General features: G+C 66.2%; 20 protein-coding genes and 1 tRNA gene. 9 read left to right on the forward strand and 12 right to left on the reverse strand.

The features are described from left to right. Positions 1-5 precede the first annotated feature (5 nt). The 5 genes from rlmB to H9638_RS12825 all read right to left on the reverse strand — a co-directional run bounded on the left by rlmB (position 6) and on the right by H9638_RS12825 (position 4425). Complete coding sequence (gene rlmB, locus H9638_RS12805; RefSeq protein WP_191747941.1) at positions 6-992, reverse strand: 23S rRNA (guanosine(2251)-2'-O)-methyltransferase RlmB; 987 nt, start codon at positions 990-992, stop codon at positions 6-8. 99 nt (positions 993-1091) lie between these two features. Continuing rightward, positions 1092-2534 (reverse strand): cysteine--tRNA ligase, encoded by a 1443-nt coding sequence (gene cysS / locus H9638_RS12810; RefSeq protein ID WP_191747943.1) that lies wholly within the window; start codon positions 2532-2534, stop codon positions 1092-1094. Between the two features lie 43 nt (positions 2535-2577). Then, positions 2578-3075, reverse strand: coding sequence for a 2-C-methyl-D-erythritol 2,4-cyclodiphosphate synthase (ispF, locus tag H9638_RS12815; RefSeq protein ID WP_191747945.1), 498 nt, complete (start codon positions 3073-3075; stop codon positions 2578-2580). A 4-nt stretch (positions 3076-3079) separates the two neighbouring features. After that, positions 3080-3844 carry a 2-C-methyl-D-erythritol 4-phosphate cytidylyltransferase gene (gene ispD / locus H9638_RS12820; protein ID WP_191747947.1) on the reverse strand — a complete coding sequence of 255 codons (765 nt, stop codon included), beginning with the start codon at positions 3842-3844 and terminating at the stop codon, positions 3080-3082. A gap of 98 nt (positions 3845-3942) precedes the next feature. Continuing rightward, the gene (locus H9638_RS12825; protein ID WP_066300159.1) at positions 3943-4425 is read right to left on the reverse strand and encodes a CarD family transcriptional regulator; all 483 of its coding nucleotides are present in this window, start codon (positions 4423-4425) and stop codon (positions 3943-3945) included. 241 nt (positions 4426-4666) lie between these two features. Between H9638_RS12825 and H9638_RS12830 the strand changes: the two genes are divergently transcribed. Further along, positions 4667-5248, forward strand: a complete 582-nt coding sequence (locus tag H9638_RS12830) for a hypothetical protein (protein ID WP_191747949.1) — start codon at positions 4667-4669, stop codon at positions 5246-5248. Between the two features lie 159 nt (positions 5249-5407). On the opposite strand, the gene H9638_RS12835 is transcribed toward H9638_RS12830, so the two are convergent. Both H9638_RS12835 and H9638_RS12840 read right to left on the reverse strand, forming a co-directional pair. Continuing rightward, entirely contained in the window at positions 5408-6088 is a 681-nt protein-coding gene (locus H9638_RS12835) for a response regulator transcription factor (RefSeq protein WP_066300155.1), read from the reverse strand. 4 nt (positions 6089-6092) lie between these two features. After that, positions 6093-7286 carry a sensor histidine kinase gene (locus tag H9638_RS12840; protein ID WP_318241875.1) on the reverse strand — a complete coding sequence of 398 codons (1194 nt, stop codon included), beginning with the start codon at positions 7284-7286 and terminating at the stop codon, positions 6093-6095. Between the two features lie 175 nt (positions 7287-7461). Here H9638_RS12840 and phoU point away from each other — a divergent pair, with 175 nt between their 5' ends. After that, complete coding sequence (gene phoU / locus H9638_RS12845; protein WP_191747952.1) at positions 7462-8124, forward strand: phosphate signaling complex protein PhoU; 663 nt, start codon at positions 7462-7464, stop codon at positions 8122-8124. Positions 8125-8208: 84 nt separating this feature from the next. On the opposite strand, the gene H9638_RS12850 is transcribed toward phoU, so the two are convergent. Beyond that, the gene (locus tag H9638_RS12850) at positions 8209-8964 is read right to left on the reverse strand and encodes a phosphoglyceromutase (RefSeq protein ID WP_191747954.1); all 756 of its coding nucleotides are present in this window, start codon (positions 8962-8964) and stop codon (positions 8209-8211) included. A 172-nt stretch (positions 8965-9136) separates the two neighbouring features. Here H9638_RS12850 and H9638_RS12855 point away from each other — a divergent pair, with 172 nt between their 5' ends. After that, complete coding sequence (locus H9638_RS12855; RefSeq protein ID WP_225217402.1) at positions 9137-9901, forward strand: class I SAM-dependent methyltransferase; 765 nt, start codon at positions 9137-9139, stop codon at positions 9899-9901. A 34-nt stretch (positions 9902-9935) separates the two neighbouring features. Here H9638_RS12855 and H9638_RS12860 read toward each other — a convergent pair whose 3' ends face one another. Together H9638_RS12860 and H9638_RS12865 are read right to left on the reverse strand one after the other, a co-directional pair. Next, the gene (locus tag H9638_RS12860) at positions 9936-10259 is read right to left on the reverse strand and encodes a DUF2516 family protein (RefSeq protein ID WP_191747958.1); all 324 of its coding nucleotides are present in this window, start codon (positions 10257-10259) and stop codon (positions 9936-9938) included. A 9-nt stretch (positions 10260-10268) separates the two neighbouring features. Beyond that, the gene (locus tag H9638_RS12865; protein ID WP_191747960.1) at positions 10269-11423 is read right to left on the reverse strand and encodes a trans-sulfuration enzyme family protein; all 1155 of its coding nucleotides are present in this window, start codon (positions 11421-11423) and stop codon (positions 10269-10271) included. Between the two features lie 143 nt (positions 11424-11566). On the opposite strand from H9638_RS12865, the gene tmk reads away from it, so the two are divergent. The 4 genes from tmk (at position 11567) to H9638_RS12885 (ending at position 15220) form a co-directional block, all read left to right on the forward strand. Further along, on the forward strand, positions 11567-12202 hold the full coding sequence (gene tmk, locus H9638_RS12870) for a dTMP kinase (RefSeq protein ID WP_191748290.1): 636 nt from the start codon (positions 11567-11569) through the stop codon (positions 12200-12202). Then, the gene (locus H9638_RS12875; RefSeq protein WP_191747962.1) at positions 12199-13341 is read left to right on the forward strand and encodes a DNA polymerase III subunit delta'; all 1143 of its coding nucleotides are present in this window, start codon (positions 12199-12201) and stop codon (positions 13339-13341) included. Before tmk ends, H9638_RS12875 begins: the two co-directional genes overlap by 4 nt. A gap of 50 nt (positions 13342-13391) precedes the next feature. After that, positions 13392-14963 carry an alpha/beta hydrolase gene (locus H9638_RS12880; RefSeq protein WP_191747964.1) on the forward strand — a complete coding sequence of 524 codons (1572 nt, stop codon included), beginning with the start codon at positions 13392-13394 and terminating at the stop codon, positions 14961-14963. 184 nt (positions 14964-15147) lie between these two features. After that, positions 15148-15220, forward strand: a tRNA-Thr gene (locus H9638_RS12885). Positions 15221-15532: 312 nt separating this feature from the next. On the opposite strand, the gene H9638_RS12890 is transcribed toward H9638_RS12885, so the two are convergent. Beyond that, complete coding sequence (locus H9638_RS12890) at positions 15533-16402, reverse strand: alpha/beta fold hydrolase (protein ID WP_191747966.1); 870 nt, start codon at positions 16400-16402, stop codon at positions 15533-15535. A 211-nt stretch (positions 16403-16613) separates the two neighbouring features. On the opposite strand from H9638_RS12890, the gene H9638_RS12895 reads away from it, so the two are divergent. Then, positions 16614-18071 carry an aldehyde dehydrogenase family protein gene (locus H9638_RS12895; protein ID WP_191747968.1) on the forward strand — a complete coding sequence of 486 codons (1458 nt, stop codon included), beginning with the start codon at positions 16614-16616 and terminating at the stop codon, positions 18069-18071. 223 nt (positions 18072-18294) lie between these two features. Next, a complete protein-coding gene (locus tag H9638_RS12900; protein ID WP_191747970.1) occupies positions 18295-18642 on the forward strand; it encodes a hypothetical protein in 348 nt (115 codons plus the stop codon). A gap of 186 nt (positions 18643-18828) precedes the next feature. Here the strand turns inward: H9638_RS12900 and csrA are convergent, their stop codons facing one another. Continuing rightward, positions 18829-19074, reverse strand: coding sequence for a carbon storage regulator CsrA (csrA, locus tag H9638_RS12905; RefSeq protein ID WP_191747972.1), 246 nt, complete (start codon positions 19072-19074; stop codon positions 18829-18831). Positions 19075-19098 lie beyond the last annotated feature (24 nt).

Consider the following 19098-nt stretch of genomic DNA (forward strand, 5'->3'; position numbering starts at 1 on the left):
TCGGCTTAGGCGGAACGCTGGCGTGATACTTCGTAGAGTGTAATCCCCACTGCCATGGAGGCGTTCAGTGATTCCATGGCGGAGTCGATGGGGATGGAGACGATCTGGTCGCAGTTTTCCCGGACGAGCCGGGAAAGCCCCTTGCCTTCAGAACCGACAACGATGCAGACAGGTTCCTTGGCCAGGGCGAGGTTCGGGAGGGAAACGTCCCCGTCACCATCGAGGCCCAGGACGAAGATGCCCATTTTCTTGAAGGTCTTCAGCGTGTTGTTCAGGTTGCTGGCGCGTGCCACCGGCACGCGGACAGCTGCTCCGGCGCTGGTTTTCCAAGCCGAGGCGGTCACGCCGACGGAGCGCCGCTCCGGAACGATGACGCCGTGGGCGCTGAAGGCCGAGGCGGAACGGATGATGGCACCGAGGTTACGCGGATCGGTGATGCCGTCCAGCGCCACGAACAGGGGGGCGTTTTTGATGTGCCCCTTCTTCCAGGCTGCGAGGGTTTCCTCGGCCAGGTCCATCGGATCGGCGTATTCGTACGGCGGGATCTGCAGGACCAGCCCCTGGTGCACGGCCTCGTTGGTCATGCGGTCCAGCTCGGGCTTGTGGGTTTCCATGACGGGCAGCCCGCGCTCGGTGGCCATTTTCAGGGACTCCCGGACCCGGTCGTCCATGTCGATCCGCACGGCCACGTGCAGGGCCTTGGCCGGAATGCCGGCGCGCAGCGCCTCAACGACGGAGTTACGTCCGGTGACTACCTCCTCGGCAACCTTGCCCCGGGCCGGTGCGTTGCGGCCGCCGGCGCGCTGACCGCCGTGCTTGGCGGCAGAGCGCTCGGAAAGCTGCTTGTTCTTGTAGGCCTTGTGGTAGGGGCGGTCCTCGGCCTTCGGCGTCGGGCCCTTGCCTTCAAGAGCCTTGCGTCCGAGGCCTCCGGTGCCCTGGCTGGGGCCCTTTTTGGCTTTGCGCATTGCGCCGGGTCGTCCGTTATTGGCCATGGGTTACACCTTAAGTAGAAGAAAGCACTACTTCTAGTTTACGCGGACTGCTCCCCGGCCGCGTTCCATGCCCAACGTACGCAGCCGGGAACCGGCAGCCTAGCCCGCGTCGAGGGACCAGAGCGCGCCGTCGGGTGTGTCCTCAACCACCACTCCGGCCGCCGCCAGCGCGTCCCTGATGGCATCGGCACGTGCCCAGTCCTTGGCGCTGCGGGCTTCGCTGCGTTCCCGCAGCCGGTCCTGGATCAGGCTGTCCAGTGCCTGGTGCTCAGGCCCGGCCGCCGTGGATCCGGTCTGCACTGCGTCCAGGCCGAGGACAGCCGTCATGGCGCGGACCTGGGTCAGGGCGGTCCGGACGGTTTCGAGGTCCGACGCCGCCAGGGCTGTGTTGCCGGTACGCACAGTTTCGTGCAGCACGGCCAGGGCCTGCGGAACGTTCAGGTCGTCGTCCATGGCTGCGCCGAAGGCTTCCGGAAGGTCTGCCGGCGTGCCGTGCACGCCGTCGCCCAGTTTGGCTGCGGCCTTGGCGATGAACCCGTCGATCCGCTCCACCGCGGCAGCAGCTTCCTGCAGCGAGGTGGGCCGGTAATCCAGCACGGACCGGTAGTGGGCCTGGCCCAGGTAGTACCGGACGACCCGCGGGGATGCCTCGGCGAGCATCTGCTCCGGGCTGATCGTGTTGCCGATCGACTTGGACATCTTCTCGCCTTCGAAGGTGACCATGCCGTTGTGCATCCAAAAGTTCGCGAAACCGTCTCCGGCTGCCTGCGATTGTGCCATTTCGTTTTCGTGGTGCGGGAACCGCAGGTCCAGTCCGCCGCCGTGGATGTCGAAACGCGGGCCGAGGTATTTCGTCACCATCGCGGAGCATTCCAGGTGCCAGCCCGGCCGGCCGCGGCCCCAGGGGCTGTCCCAGGCGGCTGTCTCGGGGTCGGTGTCCTTGTGGCCCTTCCACAGCGCGAAGTCCCGCGGATCCCGTTTGCCCCGGGGATCGGCGTCGGGCGCTGCCTGCATGTCGTCGATGTTCTGCCGGGTCAGCGAGCCGTAGGAAGGCCAGGAACGCACGTCGAAGTAGACGTCCCCGGAGTCATCCAGGGCGGGGTACGCGTGGCCGGCGTCGATGAGGCGCTGGATGAGCGTGTGCATCTCCGGGATGTGTCCGGTGGCGCGGGGTTCATAGGTGGGCCGCTGCACGCCCAGGGTGTCGTAGGCGCGGGAGAATTCCTGCTCGTAACGGTAGGCCAGGGCCCACCACGGTTCGTCCGGAACTACCCCGGGAGCCGGCTCGGCACCAGCGGATGCCGCAGCCTTGGCCAGGATTTTGTCATCGATGTCGGTGACGTTGCGGACAGTCGTGACCCGGAAGCCGCGGGCCTGGAGCCAGCGGGTGAGCTGATCGAAGGCAATCGCGGAGCGGATGTGCCCCACATGCGGGAGGCCCTGCACGGTGGCACCGCAGTAGTACAGGCTGACCTGCCCCGGAACCAGCGGTTCAAAGTTCCGGACCTGCGCGGTTGCTGTGTCATAGAATCTCAGGCTCACTGCTCTAGGCTACCGCCTGCCGCTCACTGCACCGGCAGCTTCGTTACGCCTGGTCCGCGGCGACGACGGCCGTCGCCACTGCGGCGAGGCCTTCCCCGCGTCCGGTGAAGCCAAGCCCATCGGTGGTGGTGGCAGAAACGCTCACCGGCGCTCCCGCGGCCGCGCTGAGTACGGCTTCAGCTTCGGCGCGACGCGGGCTGAATTTGGGCCGGTTCCCGATCAGCTGCACTGAAATGTTCCCGATCCGGAACCCTGCCGCGCGCACCAGCCGCGCCGCTTCGGCGAGGAGAACAGTGCCGGCCGCTCCGGCGTACTCAGGCCGGCTGGTGCCGAAGTGGGTGCCAAGGTCTCCAATGCCGGCAGCGGAAAACAGGGCGTCCGCGGCGGCGTGGGCCACCACATCGCCGTCTGAATGCCCGGCCAGGCCGCGCTCATTCTCCCAGTGCAGGCCCGCCACCCACAGGGGCCGGGGCGAATCACCGGGGGCGAAGGCGTGGACGTCTGTCCCGATGCCGGTGCGGGGAAGGGAAACGGATCCCATGGGGTTAGTCCTCCTGCATGCTGGTGCCTTTGGACAGCACAGCTTCAGCGAGCAGCAGGTCCAGCGGCGTGGTGATTTTCAGGGACATATCGGAGCCTTCGACCACGTGCACGGTGGCTCCAAGGCTCTCGGCCAGCATCGCGTCGTCCGTGATCGCCGCCGCCTGCTGCTCATCAAAGTCCGCCGCGGCAGCATGCGCCCGGCGCAGCAACCCGGCGTCGAACCCCTGCGGTGTCTGCACGGCCCGCAGGGAGGAACGGTCCGGGGTTCCGGTGACGCGGAAGGGCGCCAACGCTGCCTCGCCGCCGTCGGTGGGCGCCACCGACTTGACCGTGTCCACCACGGGAACCGCCGGGATCACGGCCTCCGCACCCGCTGCCAAAGCGGAGGCGACCCGGTGAAAAACCTGCGCCGGGGCCAGAGCCCGGGCCGCGTCATGCACCAGAACGGCGTGGAGGTCCTCTGGAAGGACGTTCAGTGCCGCACGGACGGAGTCGGAACGGGTGGCACCGCCGTCAACGACGGTGATGGGACAGCCCAGACGCATGGCGGTGCACAGGGCCCGAAGGGCAGCGTCGCCAGCAGGCACCGCGACGCTGATGTGGGATGCGACGCCGGAGGCGTCCACGCCGCGGAGGGCGTGCGCCAGGAGCATCTCGCCGGCCAGGGGAACCTGCGCCTTCGGCATGCCGTAGCCGAGGCGCTGGCCGGAACCGCCGGCAACCAGGATGATGCCCACGCGGTGGGGGCCGGGAATGGATTCAGACACAGCCCAAGCCTAGTGGCCTCACGTCCCACGAGGCGCCGCAAGGGCCGTTAAACCACGATTGCCGCCCCCGATGGGAGCGGCAATCGTCTACCGGGTGCTTAGCTGGCCAGAACTTCGTCCAGTACAGCAGCGGCCTGGTCTTCGTCTGTCTTTTCGGCCAGGGCCAGCTCCGAAATGAGAATCTGGCGGGCCTTCGCAAGCATGCGCTTCTCGCCTGCGGAAAGGCCGCGGTCGTGGTCGCGGCGCCACAGGTCGCGGACAACCTCGGCTACCTTGACGACGTCGCCCGAGGCGAGCTTTTCCAGATTTGCCTTGTATCGGCGGGACCAGTTTGTGGGCTCTTCAGTCAGTTCGGCGCGGAGGACATCGAAAACATGCTCGAGGCCTTCCTTGCCCACGACATCGCGCACCCCAACGAGGTCAACGTTTTCAGCCGGTACTTCAATGGTCAGATCACCCTGTGCCACCTTGAGCTTGAGATACATCTTCTCTTCGCCCTTGATGGTCCGCATCTTGATCTCTTCGATCTTCGCGGCACCGTGGTGAGGATAAACAACTGTTTCGCCAACCTCAAAAACCATGTGGACTTTCCCCTTTCCCGGACTTCAGTTTAGCATGCAAGCGACACGCCGAGAAGAGTTTGCGCAGGTCAGCGGCACAGGTCCCAAAACTGAGTAGTATTCGGCCTTGCACACGTGCCGTCCTGAGTAGTTTCCGCGGGCACCCAATGTCTCTAAATCCATGTTTTACGGGGAATGCCGATAGGCTATGGAGCAAACGTTCCCCCGGTCCCCCGACCGCCACACTTCAGGAGTTTGTGCTGTGAGATTCACACCCAAGAACCGGACGCGGACCGCTGCCGCCGCCGGTGTTATCGCGCTGTCGCTGCTGGGCGCCACCGGCTGCAGTGCCGTGAACGATCAGGCAACCACCCTGGAGTACTCCCCGTCCGACGGCATCGTCCAGGACCTCGGCGACCTGCAGCTGCGGAACATCGTGCTGGTCAGCGACGGCGACGGCGACCCCGGACGCCTGCTGGGCACCGTGGCCAACACTTCCTCCGAACCCATCAACCTTGAACTGTCGATTGGCGGATCGGATCTCTCCTGGAACATCCCGGCCGGCGGCAAGGTCATCTACGACGATGCCCCGCAGTCCGAGGTGCTCGTCGCGTCCGTCAACGTAATTCCCGGCACCGGTATCCGCGCTGAAGCCACGGCCGCTTCCGAGACCGCAACCCTGAACATTCCGGTCGTCGACGGCCAGGTCTCCTATTACCAGGACTACCTGCCCACGGCGGAGGCAACTCCCACCAGCGAAGCAACCGAGGAGGCGGCCGGCGAAGCCACCGCACCCGCTGCTGGTGAGGCCACCGGAGCTCCCACCGGCACTGCCGCTCCGTAACGGAGCCACGAAACAAAAACAGAGAATGGAGCCCCTCCGGTTTACCCGGAGGGGCTCCATTCTCTGTTAAAGGACACCCTGTTCAACGATGCCCTGCGGCGGCCGGCCCATGGAGTCCCGCCTGCTGGCAGCCTTCGTCCTTAGGCCGCGCCGCCGGCCTCAGGCCTCGAACTTGTAGCCGAGCCCGCGGACGGTCACCAGGTGCCGGGGTGCTGAGGGATCGGGCTCAAGCTTCGCCCGCAGGCGTTTGACGTGCACGTCCAGGGTCTTCGTGTCCCCCACGTAGTCCGCGCCCCAGACCCGCTCGATCAGCTGGCCGCGGGTCATCACCCGGCCGGAGTTCCGCAGCAGCATTTCCAGCAGTTCGAACTCCTTCAGCGGCATGGATACGGCCTGGCCGTCCACACTCACCACATGCCGTTCAACGTCCATGCGGACCGGCCCGGCCTGCACCGTCGCCGCGTTGAAGTCTCCGGCGTCGCTCCGGCGTCGCAGGACAGCCCGGACCCGGGCCAGAAGCTCGCGGGACGAGTACGGTTTCGTCACGTAGTCGTCGGCCCCCAGTTCCAGGCCGACCACCTTGTCTATCTCGGCGTCGCGGGCGGTCAGCATGATGATCGGCACGTCCGAGCGCTGGCGCAGCTGCCGGCAGACTTCCGTCCCGGACAGGCCCGGGAGCATCAGGTCCAGCAGCACCAGGTCGGCACCGGAGCGGTCAAACTCCACAACGGCGTCTATGCCGTTGTCCACGACGGCGACGTCGAACCCCTCGCGTTCGAGCAGGTAGGACAGCGGGTCGCTAAAGGACTCTTCGTCCTCGACAATCAGGATCCTGCTCAAGCACTTACTCCTTGTTGGCCGGCGCCGGTGCGCCGGTGGTTTGTGACGGCATTTCCGCCTGTTCATCTGTTTCGGCGGTGTCCATCTCCGGAAGCCGCACGGTAAAGGTTGATCCCTGGCCGGGCTGGGACCACAGGCTGATTTCTCCGCCGTGGTTGGAGACAACGTGCTTCACGATGCTCAGTCCCAGGCCGTTGCCGCCGGTATTGCGCGAACGGGCCGAGTCGAGCCGGTAGAAGCGCTCGAACACCCGTTCCTGGTCCTCGGCCGGAATGCCGGGCCCCCGGTCGGTGACCGTTATCTGGGCAAGGCCGTCGCGGGACCGGATCCCGACCCCCACTTGGCTGCCCTCGGGGGAATAGCGGATCGCGTTGTCGATCAGGTTGCGGAAGGCCGTGGTCAGCATGGGGCCGTCTGCGTAGACGGGGTTCTCCGCCGTACCGCCCACCACCAGGGTGATGTTCCGGTTTTCTGCCGGGAGACGGTTGGCCTCCACGGCATGGGCGACGAGTTCATTGATGTCCACCGGCTCGGCATGATCAACCATGTCCGCGCCCTGCAGCCGGGACAGTTCGATAATGTCCTGCACCAGCGCGGCAAGCCGGACGGCTTCCTTGTTCATCCGCTTGGCGAAGCGCCGCACGGCTTCCTCGTCCGCTGCGGCGCCGTCGATCGCCTCTGCCAGCAGTGAGATGGCACCAACCGGCGTCTTCAGTTCATGCGAAACGTTGGCAACAAAGTCGTTGCGCATCTCCTCGGTACGGGTGGCTTCCGTGCGGTCGTCGGCCAGGATCAGGATGTACTCCTCCGCAATCGGCGCCACCCGCAGCTGGAGTATCAGGCTGCTCTGACCCAGCACGCCCCGGTGCAGTTCAACGAACTTATCCTCGATCACTCCGTCCCGGCGGACCCGGGCGGTCAGCGCGAGCACCTCTTCCTGCATGAGGGTGTGCCCGCGGACCAGCCCGAAGGCATAGGCTCCGGGGCTGGCCCGGACCACGCCGTCTATCCCGTCCACCACGATGTACGCCCGGCCGAGGACGCCAAGGATCTCGGCTGCCCCTTCGGAAAGCGCGGGCTCGTCCACCTCCGCCAAGTCACGGCGGTGCCGCTGGCTGGACATATAGGCGACAACGCCGAAGACGCCAACGGCCAGGCCAAGGACGCCTGACAGCAGGCCCAGAAGTACAGGATTCACAGTCCCTAGCTTAGGCGGACGGAATGGCGCCGGACTGCCCTCCGGTGGCATTCACCCAAGCGTTAAACTAACGTTCACTTCAAGGGGGCCGTTCGTTCACCGGTTACTGGCACCATTGACGGAGCCGTACCGGCTGGCGGCCGGCTGTATAAATGTTCATCGAAAGGACGCATCAGTGCGCAAGGTTTTCCAAGCCGAGCTTCACCAGATCGGAGAGGAGCTGACCCAGATTTCCCAGCTCGTCACCGAGGCAATGAAGAAGGCCACTCTGGCGTTCGAGACCGCAGATACCGAGCTCGCCCAGGACGTGATCGCCGCCGACGCACGCATTGACTTCCTGCAGAACGATCTCGACGAGCGGGCCATCGATATTCTGGCACTGCAGGGACCTGTGGCCAGCGACCTGCGGATGATCGTCGGTTCCCTGCGGATGAGCGCCTCGCTCGAACGCATGGGCGACTTGGCCCGCCACATCGCCCAGCTGGCCCGCCTGCGCTACCCGGCCAACGTGGTTCCCGATTCCATGGTCGAGACTTTCAAGGAGATGGCCCGCCTGGACATTGCGATCTCGGAACTCCTGACCGAGCTCCTGGAGACCCGCAACCTGGAACTCAGCAAGGACATCTACGCGCACAACACGCGGATCAACGAGCTCCACGTAAGCGTGTTTAAGGCCGTGGCCTCCCCGGAGTGGAACAACTCCGCCGTCACCACCGTGGACCTGACGCTGGCCAGCCGCTACTTCGAGCGGTTCGCCGACCACGGTGTATCGGTCACCCGCAAGGTCAACTACCTCGTGACCGGCGAGTGGCAGCCGATCTCTGAGAGCCCGCTCTAATCTGCTAACTCCGGCCGGCCCAGCTGGCAGATAGACAGAAGGCGCTCCTCCCGCGATGGGAGGAGCGCCTTCTGCATGGAAAAGTTATTTCTTCTGCTTGCCCTGGTTCGCCACGGCCTGGATGGACGCCGCTGCGGCCTCCGGATCCAGATAGGTGCCACCAGCCTTGACCGGCACCAGGTTCTCGTCGAGTTCGTACACCAGCGGGATACCGGTGGGAATGTTCACGGCGGCGATGTCGGCGTCGGAAATCCCGTCAAGGTGCTTAACCAAAGCACGGAGCGAATTACCGTGCGCGGCGATCATCACCGTCTTCCCGGCCTTGATGTCCTGCGTGATCTCCGTTTCCCAGTAGGGCAGGAAGCGTTCCAGGACATCCTTGAGGCACTCGGTCCGCGGCAGCTCATCCGCGCTGAGGTCCGCGTAGCGCGGATCGTGCGCCTGGGAGAAGTCGCTGTCATCCGGCAGGGGCGGCGGCGGGGTGTCGTAGGAACGGCGCCAGAGCATGAACTGGTCCTCGCCGTACTCGGCCAGGGTCTGTGCCTTGTCCTTGCCCTGGAGAGCACCGTAGTGCCGTTCGTTCAGGCGCCAGCTGCGCTTGACATCGATCCAAATGCGGTCCGCCGCGCCCAGGGCGATGTTGGCCGTGTTGATGGCCCGCTGCAGCCTGGAGGTATAGAGGACGTCCGGCAGAATGCCGTTCTCCACCAGCAGCTCCCCGCCGCGGAGCGCTTCCGCCCGGCCCAGGTCCGTGAGGTCTACATCCACCCAGCCGGTGAAGAGGTTCTTTTCATTCCATTCACTCTGCCCGTGGCGCAGAAGGATCACTTTGTAGGTCATAAATTCATCGTATCGGAGAGGACTGGCGGCGGGCAGGGCGGCGGCGTAACCAAGGCCGGGCAAAGGGCGGGGCTGCCGCCCGGCAGCACGGCACCCGCTCCCCCGGTCAGGACCACACCCTCCCGGCCAGTAATATTGTTTGGTGCAAATTCCCCTCAAACCCGTTGGAAATATGACCCGGGGCACTACAAACCCCAATCGCTTACGCCGGGTGGACCGCTGGCTGGCCGGGCCCGAAGCGTGGCGGCTGCGCCGGGCGGCTGACCCGCTCGTCATCGACCTCGGCTATGGGGCTGCACCGACGACGGCGGTAGAACTGCACCACCGGATGGGCAGTGTGCGGCGGGACGTTAACGTGGTCGGGATTGAAATCGACCCCCACCGGGTCCTGGCGGCCAAGCCGCTCGAGCGCTCTGGGCTGAGCTTCCGCCAGGGCGGATTCGAACTGCCTGTCGACGGACGGCGTCCGGTGATGGTGCGGGCCTTCAACGTGCTGCGCCAGTACAGCGAAGCCGAGTACGGCGCCCACTGGGACATGGTCCGCAGCCGTCTCGCAGACGGTGGGATTTTTGTTGACGGCACGTGTGACGAGATTGGCCGGCGTTCCACGTGGGTGGTTCTGGATCCGGCGGGCCCGGTCTCCCTGAGCATCTCGCTTCGGTTCGGTGCGTTCGAGCGGCCGTCCGACGTTGCCGAGCGCCTGCCAAAGGCCCTGATCCACCGCAATGTTCCCGGGGAACGGGTGCACGCCTTCCTGCAGGCAATGGATACGGCCTGGCTGGGCGCAGCGCCGATGGCTTCCTATGGCAACCGGCAGCGTTGGATCTCCATGTGCCGGATTCTGCGCAGCCAGGGCTGGCCGCTGCTGACCGGCCCGGACCGGTGGCGGCTGGGCGAAATCACGGTCGCCTGGAACGCCGTCGAACCAGGGTCCTAGCGTCAGCGGGTCCCAGCGGCAGGCCGCCGGGCGGCTACCAGGAACCGTAGGTTCCGCCGCGTCCCTTGGACTCGTTCAGGGCCGGCCGGACGTCCGCCAGGTAGACCGACGCCGCAACCACGGCTGCCAGCTCAAAGAGGAGCAGGGCCAGCGGGCCGAACAGCAGCACCGAGAGCAGACCCACCGCGGCGGCACCGCCGGTGAGGCCCATCCAGAACCCCTTGGTCCGCTTGTAGGCGCGCTCGAAATCCGCGGGCTTGCGCCGGGCGCAGTCCGCGAAGGCCCACAGCTCAATTCCCAGGGCCACGAGGCCCAGCACCAGGTAGAGCAGGTTCTGCAGCTGGAAGACTTGTATCACTCGGCCAGCCTACCGTGCCAGCGCCTGCTCAAGGTCGTTCCAGAGGTCTTCAACGTTTTCGATTCCCACGGACAGCCGCAGCAGGTTCTCCGGAACAGATACCGGTTCAGCCGGCTGCCGCCTCCGCCGCTCGATCAGTGATTCGACTCCGCCCAGTGAGGTGGCCGGCAACCAGAGCCCCACCTTTTCGGTTACGGCGTCCGCAGCTGCAGCGCCGCCGGCGACCTCGATGCAGAGGATCGAGCCGAAGCCGTTCATCTGCCCGGCTGCCCTGGCATGCCCGGGATCTCCGGGCAGTCCCGGGTAGCGGACGTTTTCCACGGCTGGATGCTGCTGCAGCCGCCCTGCCAGGTCCATCGCCGTCGCCATGGACCGTTCCACCCGCAGCGCCAGCGTACGCAGGCCGCGCAGGGCCAGCCACACCTCGAACGGACCGCCCACTGCACCGTGCAGCGAACGGTAGGTCAGCAGCTGGGCGCGCAGCTCCGGATCGGAGGTAACCGCTGCGCCGAGGACGACGTCGGAATGGCCGGAAAGGTACTTGGTCACCGAATGGACGACGACGTCGGCACCCAGGTCCAGGGGCCGGGTCACGAGGGGCGTGGAGAAGGTGTTATCTGCGACCACGATGGCTCCGGCAGCGTGGGCCGCCGCGCTCAGCGCCTCAATATCGGCGACTTCCAGCATCGGGTTGGTGGGGCTTTCCAGCCAGAGCATCGCAGCCCCGTCGAGCGCTTCGATAACCTCGGCAGTGTTCGCGATGTCCACTGTGCGGACGCTGATCCGGCCGTTCTGCGCATCTCCGGCGGCCAGCAGGAGCGAACCCTGATAGCTGTGCCGGGGCATCACCAGGGTTCCGCCGGTGGGGATCAGGGACAGCGCGGCGATGACTGCTGCCAGCCCGGAGGAGTAGACCAGCGCCGGCAGCTCAGCGTTCTCGAGAGCTCCCAGGGCCTCCTCGAACGGTTCCCACGTGGGGTTGGAGTACCTGCCGTAGATCCGGTCCCCGTCCCGGGTTTCCCCGGTTCCGTGAAACGTCGAGGTAAGGACGATCGGCGGGTTGACCGCCGAATCCGGGGTGCGTTCCGGGCGCCCGGCGGACACCACAAGGGTTTCAGCGGACAGGTTCGCCGCATGGCGTTTCGGCTCGGTGGCTGTGCTCATGGGATTCAGCCTAGACCCGCCGGACGCGGCGCCACCGAACGTTTCGCTATGCTCCGTCATGTTTCACGCCCGCCGGCCGCCGCCCGGCTGCCGGCGGCCGGCACGGCGTTCCCAGCGTGACTAGGTAGGCTATGCGGGTGAGTATTTCGAAACCTTCCGCCGGCCTCTTTATTGCCTTTGAAGGCGGCGACGGCGCCGGTAAGTCGACGCAGGCTTCGCTGCTCACGGAGGCCCTGGAACGGGACGGACGGCGGGTTGTCCGGACCCGCGAGCCCGGCGGGACTCCTGTGGGCGAGAAGCTGCGGGGACTCGTCCTGGAACATGGCCACGGGGAAATCGATCCCCGCACCGAAGCCCTCATCTTTGCCGCATCCCGCGCGGCCCACGTCCAGCAGGTGATCCGGCCTGCACTGGAACGCGGCGACGTCGTGGTCTGTGACCGCTACATCGATTCCTCCGTTGCCTACCAGGGTGCCGGACGTGCACTGGGTACGGACACCGTCCGAGGGATCAACGAATGGGCCACGGAGGGCCTGGTCCCGGATCTCACGGTGCTGCTGGACGTGGATCCCGGCGCGGGCAGGAGCCGCCGCACCGCTGCCGCTGACGCCGAGGACCGGCTGGAATCCGAACCCGACGAATTCCACGGCAGTATCCGGACCGCATTCCTGACGCTGGCCGGGGAATCCCCTGAACGGTATCTGGTGCTGGACGCAGGTCTCCCGGTGCCCGTTCTGGCGGAGAAAATCCTGGCCCGGATCGGCGGGCTGCTGCCGTGAGCGTCTGGGATGACCTCCAGGGACAGGCCCCGGTAGTCGAGCAGCTGCGCCGCGCGGCTGCCGAAGATCGTCCGACCCATGCCTGGCTGTTCACCGGCCCGCCCGGATCGGGCCGGTCGAATGCCGCCAGGGCCTTTGCCGCCGCCCTGCTGTGCGAAGTTGAGGACCCCTCCGCGCGCGGCTGCGGGCAATGCCGGGCCTGCCGCACCGCCTTGGCCGGTTCCCATGCCGACGTCTCCTCCGTCACCACGGAAAAGGTCACGATCAGCATTGACGAGGCCCGGGAACTGGTGAAAAAGGCGCAGGACAAGCCCTCCACCGGACGCTGGCGGGTGCTGATCGTCGAAGACGCCGACAGGATGCAGGAACGCAGCACCAATGTGCTCCTCAAGGCGATTGAGGAACCGCCGCCGCGGACCATCTGGCTGCTGTGCGCGCCCAGCCCGGGCGATGTGCTGGTGACCATCCGGTCCCGGTGCCGTCCCGTGGGCCTGCGGCTCCCTCCGGCGGCCGACGTCGCTGAACTCCTGGTCCGCCGCGACGGGATCGACCCCACCGTCGCCGAAGAAGTGGCCCGGGCCGCCCAAAGCCACGTTGGTGTGGCCAAGCGCCTGGCCACCGACGAAGGTGCCAGGGCCCGGCGGGAGAAGATCGTGCGCCTTCCCCTGTCCCTGCGCAGCGTATCGGGTGCCATGAAGGTGGCGGCGGATCTGGTGGCCCTGGCCGAGGCGGAGGCTGCCAGTTCCTTCGAACAGCGCAATGCCGAGGAGAAGGCGGCGCTGCTGGCCTCCCTCGGCGCCCCGGAGACGGGAACCCTGCCGCCGGCCATGCGCAGCCAGGTTAAACGGCTTGAAGATGACCAGCTGCGCCGGGCCAAGCGCTCCAAGAATGACTACTTCGACCGGGCGCTGACAGATCTGCTGTCCTTCTACCGCGACGTCCTGGTACTTCAGCTGGGCTCCGGGACGGACCTGGTCAACGAGGCGCTCCGCCCCGAACTTGAGGCGTTCGCTGCCCGCGCCACGGCAGAGGTTACCCTGGCGCGCATGGACGAAATCAATGCCGTCCGCCGCCGCCTGGTCACCACCAATGTGGCCCCGCTGCTGGCTATTGAAGCGATGGCGGTCAGCCTTTTGTGATTCCACCCCGCCACAGCACCAGACCCCCTACGGACTCAGGAGCCGCACCCATGCCCCCAGTACGACGCCGTCCCCGGACTTCCGTCCGCACCCTGCGCCGCGCCGCGGCAGCCGCCGGTGCCGCCGCCGTCGTACTGGCTTCCCTGGTTGCCTGCACACCGGATAATTCCCAGGGCCCGGAAGAGGGCACGCAGTCCGCGGCGCCGGAAGTCATCGGTGACGTTCCGGCGGAGCTTGAGCCGTTCTACACGCAGGAGGTGGTGTGGGAGCCATGCGAGGAGGAATTCCTCTGCGCCAGCGTTGAAGTGCCCATGGACTACGCGGATCCCGGCGGCGCCAGCATAGGGCTCGAAGTGATCCTGGCCGAAGCCGGCGGCACGCCCGAAGGAACCATCCTGCTCAACCCCGGCGGACCCGGCGGCTCGGGATATGACACGGTTCTCGAATCCCTGGAGGGGGTCACCACCGACAGGCTGCGCGGCAGCTTCAACGTGCTGGGCTTCGATCCGCGCGGTGTGGGCCGTTCCAGCCCGGTGGACTGCCTGAGCGATGAAGAGCTCGATGAAGCACGTGCTGAAACCATCGATCCGTCCACCGACGCCGGTTTCGAGGAAGCCCGGGAAAGCGCCCGCGCCTATGCCGAGCAGTGCGCCACGGAAACCGGTGAGCTGCTTGGCTTCGTGGACACCGAGAGTGCGGCGCGGGACATGGACATCCTGCGCGCCGTCGCCAATGATCCGAAACTGAACTATCTGGGCTTCTCCTATGGCACCTTCCTGGGCGCGACTTACGCAGAGCTGTTCCCGGGGAACGTCGGCCGGATGGTGCTGGATGGCGGCATTGATCCCTCCGCCAGCAACGAGGAGATCACCCTGGACCAGGCCCGCGCCTTCGAAACGGCCATCCGGTCCTACGTCGAAGACTGCCAGTCCTCCTCCAACTGCCCGCTGGACGGCAGCGTCGACGACGGCGTGCAGACCATCCGCAGCCTCATCGCCTCCGTCGAAGCGAGCCCCCTGACCGCAGCGGACGGCCGGCTGGTGAACGCCTCCACGTTCGTGAGCGGATTCATCCTCCCCCTGTACAACGACGCTAACTGGCCGGCGCTGACCCAGGCCCTCAGCGCGGCGCTGCGCGGAGACCCCACGATCATGCTGATGCTGGCTGATCTGGGCGCCGAACGGAACGAGGACGGCACGTACGCCTCCAATTCCTCCGAGGTGTTCAGCGCAGTGAACTGCCTTGACTACCCCATGGAAACGGACCGCGCGGCCATGGCCGGTGATGCCGCCGAGCTGGAGGAAGCCTCCCCGACTTTGGGCCGGTTCCTCGCTTACGGCGGGCTGACCTGCGAGGCGTGGCCGCATGCTCCGGTGAACGAACCGCACCCGATCGCTGCAGAGGGGGCTGCGCCCCTGCTGGTCATCGGCACCACCGGCGACCCGGCCACCCCGTACGAGTGGTCACAGGCCCTGGCAGACCAGCTGGACTCGGCAGTGCTCCTCACCTGGGAGGCTGAGGGCCACACCGCGTATGGCCGCGGAAACCAGTGCATCGCGGATGCGGTGGATGACTACTTCATCGACGGGACGGTGCCCCAGGACGGACTGGTCTGTTCCTAGCCTTCTTCGGGTCCCAGCATTCTTCGGGCTCCAGCACTCTTCGGCACCGAAAATCTCCGGTCCCGGGCGGTCCGGTGCCACTGGGAAGCATGCGCCTCCCAGTGGCGCTTTTGACCCGGGTGCTCCCGCCGTATAAAGTTATTCCTTGTGGATTCTGGCCGGTAGCCCGGTGCAGAGGAAGCCCGCCTCCTTAGCTCAGTTGGTAGAGCGTCTCACTCGTAATGAGAAGGTCGCCAGTTCGATTCTGGCAGGAGGCTCCCTATCGAAGCCCCCGGAGCCAATGGTTCCGGGGGCTTCGCTGCAGCAGGAGCCCGGCAATACTTGGGAGCAATCATCACCACCCTCACCACCGCCGTCCGGAGGCGCCCCGAATCCGTTCGGGCAGCCGGGTACTGCCTGCACATCTTTTTCGGGGTAAGCATCCTGCTGTTGGTCGGCGATCCGGTGGCCGGGATCATCGCCGTCATGCCCGTGGTTTTTGGGCTCATCGGCATTTTCCGCCAGCTGCGGAGCGCAGTCCTCACCCGCCGTGCCGCCGCTGGCCGTTCCGGGAAAGCCGGGGCTGCCGGCTACCTTCCGTCCAGCACCTGGCGCAGCACCTCGGCAAACGCGCCCGGGTCTCCCGCACCAGGTCCGGATTCCGGGCCCAGGAACCCGCCGTGTCCGCCGGGAAACGTCACCGGCAGTGTTCCCAGCCGATCAGCTGTCACTGCAGCGGCGCGTGCCGCCATTGTGCCGCCTGAAGCCTCACCCACCCCCACGACGATGCTTGCCGGACCATCACGGAGCCCTTCGAAGTCCGGCTGAAAGGTTGTGCAGGTCAGCAGGTTCCGGCCGAACAGCGGGTCATTACGGGCGCCGTCGTCCGTTTCCGGTAAGCCCGGTTCCTGCCGCCCGGACGCGGCCAGGAATGCGGCATCCGCCGGAAACTCCCCCTGCCACCCGGCGTAGGCCATGAACCGTGCCATGGCGGGTCCCTGGCCGCTCTCTGCGTAGGTCCGCAGGATCTCGTTGATGCCCGCAAGGGCAGCATCCCGGTCCGGAAGGATCTGTGCCAGCGGCGGTTCATGCACCACGAGGACACTGACCAAGTCCCCGGCCAGGCGCGCGAAAGCCAGCGCGTTCACCGCTCCCCCGCTGCTGGCAAACATGTCCACCGGGGTGCCCCCAAGCTCCATGACCAGGGCCTGCAGGTCCCGGGCATGCTGCTCCGGCGAGGACTCGAGACTTTCCGTCTCGCTCCGCCCTGTCCCCCGCGGGTCAAAAGTGACGGTGGTCCGGTCCGGAAACCGGTCGGCCAACGCCGCGAAGCCGCTGGCGTCCATGGGTGAACCAAACAGCAGCAGCGGCGGTGACGGGCTTCTTTTGACCTCCGCGAGATCGTAGAAGATGCGGGCGTCCGGAACCTCCAGGACACGGACGGCAGAGCGCTGGCTCATGGTGCTGCTCTCTTTAGTTCATCGGCAGTATTTTCCGGCTTTACGGGCCGCCGGCCCAGCCCCCCGGCTGGAGCCAGCCAACCGTCAGAGCGCGGTTTTGTCAACGCCTGGGCTGTGTCCCGTCGCCCCGGTCCGGGCCCCTGCGTGTGCCAGGACACAAGCTGTCTGGGATAATCAATGGCCTAAGTAACACCAACAGCTAGGATGACCCATGGCTCTGCTCGATCCGTCCATCTGGACAGGCAAGATTTATGTGAACGGCTGGCGCGACGGCGGTGCAGGCACCTCCGATGCGATGGAACCGGCCACCGGCAACAAGCTGGGCAGCTACGGCACAGCCTCCGTTGAAGATGTCCTGTCCGCAGCGCGCACGGCGGCGGCCGCACAGAAGGAATGGGCGGCCCGCAAGCCCGAAGAACGCGCGGCAGTCCTGCGCCGGGCCGGACTGCTGTGGGAAGAGCACGCCGAGGAAATCGGCACCTGGATCACCCGGGAGGCGGGCAGCATTCCGGCGAAGGCCGCGCTGGAAACGCACAGCGCCGCGAACGAGTGCTACGACGCCTCCGCACTGCCGGCCCTCCCGTCCGGAGAGGTGCTGACCAGCAATTCGAACCGCTGGTCCCTGGCACGGCGGCGGCCCGCCGGCGTTGTCTCCGTCATCGCGCCGTTCAACTTCCCGCTGATCCTTTCCATCCGTGCAGTCGCTCCGGCCCTTGCGCTCGGGAACGCCGTACTGCTGAAGCCGGACCCCCGCACCGCGGTGTGCGGCGGCGTCGCGCTGATGCGCGTGTTCGAGGAGGCCGGCCTTCCCGCCGGCCTGCTGTCCCTGCTCCCCGGCGGCGCTGAGATCGGTGCGGCCGTTGTTGAAGCCCCCGAGGTCAGGGTCATTGCGTTCACCGGTTCCACCGGTGCAGGACGCAAGATCGGCGAGACCGCCGGCCGCCTGCTCAAGCGCGCCCACCTGGAGCTCGGCGGCAACAACGCCATGATCGTGCTTCCCGGGGCGGATCTGACGAAGGCCGCCTCAGCGGCAGCCTTTGGTTCCTTTATGCACCAGGGACAGATCTGCATGACCACCGGCCGCCATATTGTCCACGAGGACATCTACGACGCGTACGTGGCCGCCCTCGCGGAGAAGGCAGAGCACCTTCCCGTGGGAGACCCGGCCGGAGGCCAGGCTGCCCTGGGGCCCATCATCGATGAAAACCAGCTGAAGAAGATCAACGGGATCGTGCAGGACGCCATTGCCGGCGGGGCGCGCCTCGCCGCCGGCGGAACCAACGAAGCACTTTTCTACCGGCCCACTGTGCTCGCCGATGTCACCCCGGACAACCCGGCCTGGACGCAGGAGATCTTCGGTCCTGTGGCCCCGGTTATGAAGTTCTCCAGCATCGATGAAGCCGTGGAGCTGGCCAACGCCAGCGACTACGGGCTGTCCCTGTCCATCCTCGGCGATGTCGGCATGGCGATGGCGATCGCCGACCGCGTCGAATCCGGCAAGGTCCACATCAACGAACAGACGGTGAACGACGAATCCAACGCTCCCTTCGGCGGCGTCAAGGATTCCGGCAACGGCGGGCGCCTCGGGGGTGCCGCGGCGAACATGGAATCCTTCACAGAGATCCAGTGGCTCACCATGCGGCCGGACATCGCGTCCTACCCGTTCTAACACTCCGCAGCACTGAAAAAGCGGCGGCCGCCCTGCTTGGGCCGGCCGCCGCTTTTTCAGTTGGAAAGCAACCTGGTAAAGCTCAAGAATGGCGCGGGGATTCTTGAGCAAACATTGCGTTAACTGAAGGTCGAACTTGAGCGTTTGCCTAGGCAAGGCTCGGTATCGTCCTATCCATCAGGCAAAACGGTCCTCGCGGATCGAGACGACATTGGGGGAAAACGTGAACGGATGGAACGCAGACACCGAGGTTATGGTCAAGCGCTACACGGACACCCAGCGGGATAACCACGTTGCCGCACTGTGCACCGAATGCCGCCGCCGCCTGGTCCCCGAATGGGCCAATGACAAGCGCGCCACCGACCGGACCGGCTACTGGATCATCCGCGGCTACCGCTACCCCGGAGTCCGCTGCTCCACCCACGAGCGCCGGGTCCTGCAGGACTACTACGGCACCCGGGCTGACAAGGGCCAGGTTGAGCGGCACGTCGCCGGCTCCCGCGGCAAGACCGCTGCCCCCGCCCGCCGCACCCTGCGCCTCTTCGGCAGCAAGGTCCGCTCAGGCAGCTAGCCCCAGTCTTTCCCCAAAAGAGAACCGCAGTATCCCCAAGAAAAATACTGCAAAGACGAGCCGCACAGTTGCATGTGTAGTGCCGACCGCCCGTCCGCGGAAGGCGCGTGGCTCGCCACCCCGGCATTCACCCCAATGGATGCCGGGGTTTGGCTTTAACAGGCGAAGATTCAGCGGCGCCGAATACTATTCGGCGTCCGGCCGGCGGGCGCTGAGCAATGCCTTGATGCGCTCTTCTGCGTCGGGGACATCGGCGGTGGCTGCTACGTTGGCCTCTTCCACAGCGCGCACCACCTCGTTGCGCTGGATTCTTACTCCGCGCGGGGCATCAATGCCGATGCGGACACCGTCGCCGCGTGAATCGAGCACGGTAATGACAATGTCATCCCCAATCAGGATCTGTTCTCCTGATTTCCGCGTTAACACGAGCATTTAGTTACTCTATCGCAAGCACCC

Source organism: Arthrobacter pullicola, assembly GCF_014836875.1.
Lineage (GTDB): Bacteria > Actinomycetota > Actinomycetes > Actinomycetales > Micrococcaceae > Arthrobacter_B > Arthrobacter_B pullicola.